Genomic DNA, 7,804 nt, shown 5'->3' on the forward strand with positions numbered 1-7,804 from the left:
TAAATCATAATTGAATGTAGTCAGCGAGTCGGTTTTACCCATCTGCATCCCATCCATCTGCATCCCATCCATGTTCATTTTGCTATGGTCCATTTTGTCCATGTCCATACTTTCGTGCCCTTTTTCAGGTTTTTCGGCAGGCTGCTTCTTTTGGGATGGTTCCATGTTCATTTTGTCCATGTCCATACTTTCGTGCCCTTTTTCAGGTTTGTCAGCAGGCTGCTTTTTTTGGGATGGTTCCATGTTCATTTTGCTATGGTCCATTTTGCTCATGTCCATGCCTTCATGCCCTTTTTCAGGTTTGGCGGTGGGCTGCTGTTTCTCGTCGGGCTCCATTTTCATTTTGCTATGGTCCATTTTGTCCATGTCCATACCTTCATGTCCTTTTTCAGGTTTGGCGGTGGGCTGCTGTTTCTCGTCGGGCTCCATTTTCATTTTGCTATGGTCCATTTTGTCCATGTCCATACCTTCATGTCATTTTTCAGGTTTGGCGGTGGGCTGCTGTTTCTCGTCGGGCTCCATTTTCATTTTGCTATGGTCCATTTCACCCATTCCCGAATGGTTCATTCTATCTGGGAAATTAACAGCCATGCTCATCATCATCTCATCCATATTCCAAACGTTAGGCCTGGGGATCGGTGCGGCAGATAGTGTATCCCCTTTCCCGAAATATAAAGAAGCAAATCCGGAGACGTCTTGGGCAGTTGCCCTAAACTCCATGGTTTTATTCTTTGGGACAGTCAACAGAAAATCATAAGTTTCAGCAATTCCCATCAGTAATCGGTCTATTTTGATTGGCTTTACATCGATCCCATCAGATGAAATCAATTCCAGCTTCCCCGCCCCGCCATGCAGATAAAAATAGGTTGAAGCTGAACCGTTAATGACACGTAACCGGACTTTATCACCGGGTTTTAAATCCGGAATACTTTCTTTGCGTTTTCCATTTGCCAGAAATGCTGCGTAATAAACATCAGACAGGTCCATGGGCGGCATACGTTTCCAGCCATTCTTGAGCCTGTTGCCCAATCCTTTGTGCTGTATTAACTTATCAAGGCTCTGGGCATACCCTTTTTTAATAGAATACCACTCACTAGCCGGATCATTCCTTTTCAACGCATTTAGCACACGCCTTGGGTTCTCATCTGTCCAGTCTGATAACAAAAGCACAAACTCCTTGTCTACTTCATAAACCTTCTTTTTAGGCTGGATCACGATTGAACCATACAATCCGCTTTGCTCCTGGAGCATGGTATGGGAATGGTACCAAAACGTTCCGCTTTGAATAAGGGGAAAGGTAAATGTGTACTGCCCGCCCGGCTCGACCGGGGCTGTTGTCAGATAAGGAACGCCATCCTCTTTATTGGGCAAAAGAAGGCCATGCCAGTGGATTGAAGTTTCATGGTGCATCAGATTATGCACATGGATCACGGCAGTGTCACCCTCTGTAAAATGTAAGGTCGGTGCAGGGATCTGACCATTCATGGCAAGCGCTGAGACCTTTTTTTTGCCACTGATGTTAGCCAATGTGTCATTCACATACAGGTGGTATTCGACCTTGCCACCTTTTGAATTTTCTAAAAGCGGTTTTTTAGCAGGTGTCGGTACGGGTGATACAGCACCGTGTTGGTGCTGTGCGAAAGCTTCCCCAACAGGCAGCAATAGTAGTAGTAGTATAGTGATTAGTTTCATCAGAAGTGTTTTTAAATGTTGTTGAAAATTGGATCAGGGCTATGTCCTGATCCAATACATACCACTGTTAATTTATTGTCTCCTTTACCTCTCCGCAGGAAATCATCTTATTTCCCATGTATGGGTTTTTAATTTCTTTTTGCGCAGACAACCAATAGCCACCTTTGTCTTTGTTTGCCATTGGACAAAAATCAACATACAGTTCGCCGCTGTTCAACCCGGCTTTTTTAACCAGGGGTATAAACTCATCACTTAGTGCAGAATATAAAGTCCTTTGGGATTCAATGCCTTTGGCCTCTGTAATTTGAGAAGCTGTTTTAGCGGCCTGGGATCCTTGCGGAATCTGGCCTAAACCTGCTTCTATGGCACTGGCGGCTATTTTTGCTTCTGCTTCATCTGAATTAATTAAAGCCGTGGTCAAATGAATATAGTGCTGGTAAACTGCATCAAGCTTATCATCTTTCAATACGACTTTACTTGTTTCTTTGCCACCCATATCCATGCCTTCATGGTGCTCATGGGCTGTTGAATCCTGATGGGAACCGGTGTTACCTTCTTCATTTTTGCTGCCGCAGGCCGAAAGAAATACTATCATTGCCACCGGCAGGGCCCATTTGGTTGCTTTTTTCATCTTACTAAAATTTATGGTTAAAAATTGGTTATTCATGTTGATGCAGCGCCATGGGATCCGACCCCTTTTTTAATACATATTCACTATATAAAAGATAAGCACCTGTAACAACCACTTTCTCATCCTTTGAAATACCCTCCTTGATTTCGACCAGGTCAGCATTTTGGATTCCGGTAGAGACCATTCGCGCCAGAAATGTACCAGGCTTCGTTTCAATCCATACATGCGCGCCTTTTGCGTCACGGATCACTGCATCGACAGGTAAAGTCATAGCATTAATCGTTCCGGTAACCGGTAATATCAAATTAGCTTGTAATCCTGGCTGCCACCGGCTGCCTGGATTTGGAACCGTTCCGCGGACCTGCATCAGCTGGCTGCCACTCTGAATTGCCGGAACAATGAAGTCGATGCGCATTGGCTGGGGTTTATCTTCCCAGCCTGTAACTTGCACCTGTACCTTTTGCCCTGTTCGGATGCTGGCCGCTTCTGCCGGATAAATATCGGCTTCAACCCATAAAGAAGAGTAGTCTTCAAGGCGTAGTATCGCGCTCCCCTCGTTTACATATTGACCTTCTGTTACCGAAAGCTCAGATACTGTGCCGCTGATCGGTGCCCGGTAAGTAATGTATGGCTCCTGCTTCTGGCTTACTGTTAAGCTTTGTATATCTTCTTCACTTTGATCATATAAACGTAGTTTTTGACGGGCGGCCTTTTCGATGGCTTCAAATCGGGTGTCAGAAGGAAACTGTTTTATCTGGGCATATGCTAACAAATATTCCTGCTGCAATGCGGAAAGCTGTTCAGAGTATATTTTATAAAGCGCCTGTCCTTTCCTTACTGGTACACCGGTTTCTTTGATATATAACACCTGAATACGCCCTGCCACGCGGCTGGATACAACAGCAGTTTGGTCAGGGTTCACAGCAAGCCGGCCATTGAGCCTTTTGGAATTCGACAAAAGGCCGCTGCCCATTGCCATGGTAGTAATGTTGGCCAATGCTATTTGACTTTCACCTAGTGTGATAGAGGCATCCTTACTACTTTTATCAAAGATGACCAAGTCCATACCACATATAGGACAACTACCCGGTTTGTCCTGAACTATTTGTGGATGCATAGGACAGGTATAAGTCTTCTGCCCGGCTTCTGCGGCCTTTTTCTTTTTATCATCTTGACAAGCAATCAGAAGCATCCCAGGCGTAAAAGATGCCAAAGTGGCGAGCCTCAAAAACGTGATTCTTTTCATATTTTAATTTTCAACAAGACTGTTATCCTTAATAAAGCTCTCACTGTCTATCAAATACGACGCATTGGATGCTACTTTCCAATCCTGGATATCAGATAGTATTTGCACCATCCCATCTACAACCGCCCCGGCTTTAACTTTCATGGGTACCAGCACTTTACCCTGCCGCTTAAATACAATAGATTTGCTGCCGGTCTGCCAGACCGCCTTTTTATCCAGCCATAGCCCATTTTGAAAAACAATGGGAATGTTCGCTGTCAGCAGTTGGCCTGGCGTTAGGTTTTTTCCCGGAAGATAAACCCTGGCCAAGGTGAAACTCTCGCCGCTTCGAAGGACTGGTTGGATCAGGCCAATCTGGCCACTGGCCATAGTTTCTTTGTCATTGCCCGCATAAAAGAGCAGCTTTTGTCCTGATTTGATGCGGGAAGATATAGCTGATGATAACGCGAATTCAGCAATCAAGCCCTGAGACGTATAAATAGTAAACAGGGTTTGTCCGGCTGTAACATATTGCCCGGCACGCAAAAGGACGGGTGAAACCGCCGCCAATGGCCTTGTAGGAGCTGCTGATGCAGCTGAGCTGCCAGCCATCTCATCCATTGCCGCGCCATCACTGCCGGAAGGCGCTGTCATAGCCGCGCCCGCATGCGGCAAGCTGGCTGATTGTTCCAGGATGTATCCATTGGCAGGACTATATACCGGTACCTTATAGAGGATATTTCCAGACTTGAGAATATCCTCAATCTGCCCCGGTGTCACTCCCAGCAACAGCAGGCGCTGTTTTGCTTTTAGTAATAAATCCCGGCTGCCTTCATCGTTACCAAGCATCAAAAGTTCCCTTTGAGCTGATGCCAGATCTGGTGAATAAACCTCCATCACCAATTGTCCTTTCCTGACAGGCTGGTAGTTGTATTTGATCAGCAGCTTTTCAATACGGCCACCGACTCTGGATGAAAGTGAGACCTGGCTCCGGCTGTCATAAGTTACAACGCCTTGTGCCTGGGCTGAAAAAATTCGCATCCCGCTTTCGGCATTGATCAGTGGAATGTCGGCAATCACCTGGGCATTCACCGGCTTTAACAGTGCATTGAAACTAGTATCAACAATCAGCTCATTATTAGCCTCTTTTGCTACCAGGCCCATGCCACAGACCGGGCACTTGCCTGGTTTGCTGCTAATTACCTGCGGATGCATCGGACAGGTATACTGCTCTGATTTCCCATGAGCCGTATCCCCATCTTTTTGGGGTTGACTCTCACAGGCGCTTAAAAATACGGTAGCCAGTAACAGCACGATTAGCTGGCTAACGATATACTTCTTTTTCATAATCCACAATCATTTCATAGAGTTTCAATTTTTCGTCCAGCACATTCATTTGCATCATCGTCAAAGCTTCCCAGGCATCTATTACAACAGGTAGCTGGGCTTTATTCTCCTGATAATTGGCAAAATATGCGTCCATTGCTTTTTGAAGGGCCGGGATTATTTTTTCCTGCATGGTGCTGACCCTGGTTTGCATGGACTCGATCTCTGACTGCATACCATAAAGCATTCCCTGGGTTTCTACCAGCATGGCAGAACGCTCCTTCTGCATCCCTTGGATATTGAGCTGCATTGCTTTGATATCGGACTTGTACATCTTAGATGACCAGGGAGCTATCGGGATACTAAGCATGCCCATTACGCTGTAAGCATTGGGCATCATTGCGTCCAATGGGTACATGTGGTCAAAGCGGATTTTAAAATCCGGTTTTTTTTGCTGTTTCATGCTTTCGATATTAAGCTGCATGGACCGGATACTTTGATTCATTTTAAAAACATCCATTCGTGCGTCAGCCAGCGTAGCGGTATCGTAGTACATGGCCGGCTGGAAGGAAGGTTTATAGGTCGTGTCAATTTCAAAATCTTGATTACCCACTACATTCATCAGGCTATTGAGCCATCCTTTTGCCTTTCCAATAGCGCCTTCCTGCATACGGATCATATTCTGGTTTTCCAGGATTTTCGATTCAGCCCGGAATACCCCTCCAAGTTGTGACTGGTTATAGGGATACCTGACTTCTTCGATCTTCTTCATCATAACCATGATTTTCTCATTCTCTTCAAGCACGCTTACACGCTGGAGGGCAATGAGCCAGTTGAAATAAAGTCGTTTTGCCTGTGCCTTATATGTATTGAGGGTAATATCACGGTTGGCCCTTTCCACATTGCCCTGGGAAGCGACGTATTTTCTTTTCGCACTGAGCTTTGCCAGATTAGGTATATCCTGCTCGATCTGCAGCATCAGGTTTCCTTTGTCGCGGGATTCCATAATCATTTGATTGGGATAAGGGGTCATGAAAGTCCCCAAACCTACCATAGGCGGCATCCAGGCCGTGGCTGCATCACCACTATGTTTGTAACTGTCCGCTTTAAGCCCATAGGACTGCAGCATCAGGTTGTTGTTATCAATCCGTTGTAAAATAGTATCCAGTGTAAACACCGGCTTCTGTGCCCAACCTGTAAGCGGAAGCAGAAACAGGATTAACCATTTTACATAACTAGTGCTGTGTATCATGGATTTGCAGTTTTCCGTATTTACGAAGCTCATACTCCTTTGTCATTAAAAATATCAGTGGTGTTACTAGTAGGATGTGGGTAGATGATGTGAGCACGCCTCCGATCATCGGTAGTACAATCGGCTGCATCACATCCGTTCCTACGCCATTGGCCCAAAGTACCGGCACCAATCCAAACAGCGAAACGCACACTGTCATCAGCTTGGGCCGCAAACGTTTTACCGCCCCATGGATTACGTACTCGCGCAGGTCATCTCCGGTAATTGACTGAGCAGAATTCCCTTTTTTAGTGACCAGCTGCTGCATGGCATCATTCAGATAGATGACCATGACGATACCGGTTTCTACGGCAATACCAAACAAAGCAATAAAACCCACAGCCACTGCGACCGAGAGGTTAACACCCCAGAAATAGATCATATACGCCCCACCGATCAAAGCAAAGGGTACAGTGATCAGGCTTAAAAATGCTTCGCGTAGGGAATGAAAAGCGAAATACAGTGAAAAGAAAATAATTAGCAGCACGACCGGAGCAATCCACAAAAGCGTCTGCTTACCGCGTATCAGGTTTTCATACTGTCCGCTCCATTCCAGGTAATAACCCGGTGGAAGCACGCCATTTGATTTACTGATCTTTTCGATGGCTTCCTGGACGGTTCCGCCCAGATCACGGCCGCGAACATTGAACAATACTGCGCCACGCAGCATGGCGTTTTCGGAGGCTATCATCGGAGGACCGTTTTCAAATACCACATCAGCCACCGCTGATAGGGGTACTTCACCCATAGATGCAGACATCAATGGTAACCTCTTGATGGTTTCTACGCTGTTTCGGTAATTCTGGGCAAGCCTGACGCTGATTGAAAACCGCTTTCTGCCCTCAATGGTGTTTCCTATCGGTGCCCCCCCCAATGCAAATTCTACGGCTTGGTTTACATCATCGACATTAAGCCCATAACGGCTTAAATCTTCTCTTCTTGGGTTGATAGACAAATACTTTCCACCTGTCACGGGTTCTACATACAGGTCACTTATACCTGCCGTGCCTTCGAGCGTTTTTTTAACCCTTTCAGACACATTGGCGATGGTATCCAAATTCTGGCCATACACTTTAACACCTACATCAGTACGGATCCCGGTCGAAAGCATGTTGATCCGGTTGACGATCGGCTGGGTCCAGCCGTTGATTACGCCCGGAATCTGAAGTTTAGCATCAAGCTCGGTAATAATATCCTTCTTTGTAACCCCTTCGCGCCACTCGGACTTTGGTTTCAATTTGATGATCGTCTCAATCATGCTGATCGGAGAGTTGTCGGTAGCAGTACTTGCCCTTCCAGCTTTTCCCAATACCTTATCAACCTCAGGAACTGATTTAATAATTTTGTCCTGTACCTGCAGGATCCGTTTTGCTTCTGAATTCGATATGTCCGGCAGCGTTACAGGCATGAAAAGGATGCTTTGCTCATCCAGTGGTGGCATGAACTCAGACCCAAGACTGGTCAGTAATGGTATAGTGACCAAAAGCGCAATAATGTTGACGGCCAATGTAGTCTTGCGCCATTTTAAAACCCCCCTGATGACGGGCTCATAAACACGTTCGAGAACTCTGTTAACTGGATTGGCGTGATCGGGCCGGAACTTACCTTTCATGATAAAGGATATCAACACCGGGGCCAG

General features: G+C 46.0%; 7 protein-coding genes. All 7 read right to left on the reverse strand.

All coding sequences use genetic code 11. From position 1 onward, the window contains the following. Positions 1–465, reverse strand: a 465-nt coding sequence (locus tag ACTIE6_RS12515; RefSeq protein ID WP_439556960.1) for a hypothetical protein, incomplete at its 3' end; no start/stop codon positions are given. Positions 466–474: 9 nt separating this feature from the next. Continuing rightward, a complete protein-coding gene (locus ACTIE6_RS12520) occupies positions 475–1,692 on the reverse strand; it encodes a multicopper oxidase family protein (RefSeq protein ID WP_439556961.1) in 1,218 nt (405 codons plus the stop codon). Positions 1,693–1,759: 67 nt separating this feature from the next. Next, positions 1,760–2,323 (reverse strand): DUF3347 domain-containing protein, encoded by a 564-nt coding sequence (locus ACTIE6_RS12525; RefSeq protein ID WP_439556962.1) that lies wholly within the window; start codon positions 2,321–2,323, stop codon positions 1,760–1,762. Positions 2,324–2,351: 28 nt separating this feature from the next. Beyond that, positions 2,352–3,569: an efflux RND transporter periplasmic adaptor subunit gene (locus ACTIE6_RS12530; RefSeq protein WP_439556963.1), complete on the reverse strand. Its 1,218-nt coding sequence runs from the start codon at positions 3,567–3,569 to the stop codon at positions 2,352–2,354. A 3-nt stretch (positions 3,570–3,572) separates the two neighbouring features. After that, a complete protein-coding gene (locus ACTIE6_RS12535) occupies positions 3,573–4,895 on the reverse strand; it encodes an efflux RND transporter periplasmic adaptor subunit (RefSeq protein WP_439556964.1) in 1,323 nt (440 codons plus the stop codon). Continuing rightward, complete coding sequence (locus tag ACTIE6_RS12540; protein WP_439556965.1) at positions 4,873–6,126, reverse strand: TolC family protein; 1,254 nt, start codon at positions 6,124–6,126, stop codon at positions 4,873–4,875. Before ACTIE6_RS12540 ends, ACTIE6_RS12535 begins: the two co-directional genes overlap by 23 nt. Continuing rightward, positions 6,110–7,804, reverse strand: a 1,695-nt coding sequence (locus ACTIE6_RS12545) for an efflux RND transporter permease subunit (protein ID WP_439556966.1), incomplete at its 5' end; no start/stop codon positions are given. The genes ACTIE6_RS12545 and ACTIE6_RS12540, both read right to left, overlap by 17 nt.

The organism is Dyadobacter sp., from assembly GCF_051859145.1.
Classification (GTDB): domain Bacteria; phylum Bacteroidota; class Bacteroidia; order Cytophagales; family Spirosomataceae; genus Dyadobacter.

Excerpts from the sequence above, each read along its gene's own strand:
- ACTIE6_RS12530 (WP_439556963.1), bottom strand. The coding sequence starts at position 3,569 with ATGAAAAGAATCACGTTTTTGAGGCTCGCCACTTTGGCATCTTTTACG.
- ACTIE6_RS12535 (WP_439556964.1), bottom strand. The coding sequence starts at position 4,895 with ATGAAAAAGAAGTATATCGTTAGCCAGCTAATCGTGCTGTTACTGGCT.
- ACTIE6_RS12520 (WP_439556961.1), bottom strand. The coding sequence starts at position 1,692 with ATGAAACTAATCACTATACTACTACTACTATTGCTGCCTGTTGGGGAA.
- ACTIE6_RS12540 (WP_439556965.1), bottom strand. The coding sequence starts at position 6,126 with ATGATACACAGCACTAGTTATGTAAAATGGTTAATCCTGTTTCTGCTT.
- ACTIE6_RS12525 (WP_439556962.1), bottom strand. The coding sequence starts at position 2,323 with ATGAAAAAAGCAACCAAATGGGCCCTGCCGGTGGCAATGATAGTATTT.